1 protein-coding gene is annotated in these 1,443 nt (G+C 65.6%); it reads right to left on the bottom strand.

The features are described from left to right. A partial coding sequence (gltX, locus tag EN991_RS36105) for a glutamate--tRNA ligase (protein ID WP_127370512.1) occupies window positions 1–1,418 on the bottom strand: 1,418 nt, incomplete at its 3' end. Between the last annotated feature and the right edge of the window lie 25 nt (window positions 1,419–1,443).

Genomic DNA, 1,443 nt, shown 5'->3' with positions numbered 1-1,443 from the left:
ATTTGATCTGAGATGCGCGCCAGGCTTTCCTCGCGGCCGAGCACGGCGAGCACATCGAACACGCCCGGCGAGGTGCTTTTGCCGGTCAAAGCGGCGCGCAAAGGCTGGGCCACCGCGCCGAGCTTGTGGCTGCCGGCCGCTGCCACCTCGCGGATCGCCGCCTCCGCCGAGGCGGCTGTCCAGTCACCCGCAAGCCCGTTCAAAGCTTCGTGAGCACTGCGCAGGATCTTGCGGGCGTCATCGGTGAGCAGAAGGGCCGCCTTGTCGTCGATCGGCAGCGGTCGGGTGGCAAACAGGAAAGCCGCGCCGTCGACGAGCTCCACCAGCGTCTTGGCGCGCTCCTTCAGGCCCGGAAGCGCTGCCAGCAACTGCGCCTTGGTGCTGTCGTTCAGGCGTGCGGCGATCGCCGGGCCACCTTCGAGGTAGGGCAGGGTGGCGATGAAGATGTCGAACAGTTCGGCATCGCTCATGCGGCGCATATGCGCGCCGTTGATTGCCTCCAGCTTGGCGAAGTCGAAGCGCGCCGCGCCCTTGTTGACATCGCCTATGTCGAACCAGGAGATCATGTCCTTGATCGACATGATCTCGTCGTCGCCATGGCTCCAGCCGAGACGCGCCAGGTAGTTGAGCAGCGCCTCCGGCAGGTAGCCCATGGCGCGATAGGCCTCGACGCCAAGCGCGCCGTGCCGCTTCGATAGCTTGGCGCCATCGGCGCCGTGGATCAGCGGGATATGCGACATGGACGGCACGTCCCAGCCCATGGCGTTGTAGATGACGGTCTGGCGGGCGGCATTGGTCAGATGATCATCGCCGCGAATGATGTGGGTGACGGCCATGTCATGATCATCGACGACGACGGCATGCATGTAAGTGGGATTGCCGTCGGAACGCAGGATGATGAAGTCATCGAGATCCTTGTTGGGAAAGCGCACGTCGCCCTGGACCCGGTCATGGACGACGGTCTCGCCTTCGGTCGGCGCCTTGATGCGGATGGCGCCCTTGGCGCCTGCGGGTGCCTCTGAGGGGTCGCGGTCGCGCCAGCGGCCATCGTAGCGGGGTGGCAGCCCCTTGGCTCTGGCGGCCTCGCGCATGGCCTCCAGTTCGGCTGGCGTGGCGTAGCAATAATAGGCCTTGCCCATGCGCACGAGCTCCTCGGCCACCTCGCGGTGGCGGGGCGCACGCTCGAACTGCGACACCGGCTCGCCGTCCCAGCTCAGGCCAAGCCAGGAAAGCCCGTCGAGGATGGCAGCCGTCGCGGCTTCATTGGAGCGTTCGCGATCGGTGTCCTCGATGCGCAGCAGCATCGTGCCGCCGGTATGCTTTGCATACAGCCAGTTGAACAGCGCCGTGCGCGCGCCGCCTATGTGCAAATAGCCGGTGGGCGAGGGGGCAAAACGGGTGACGACCTTGTCGGACATGGAACTCTCGGAAACCATCTGAAGC

Source organism: Mesorhizobium sp. M7A.F.Ca.US.005.03.2.1 (assembly GCF_003997795.1).
GTDB lineage: Bacteria > Pseudomonadota > Alphaproteobacteria > Rhizobiales > Rhizobiaceae > Mesorhizobium > Mesorhizobium ciceri.
The sequence above is the reverse complement of the archived record's forward strand: the minus strand, read 5'-3'. Positions and strand labels throughout refer to the sequence as shown.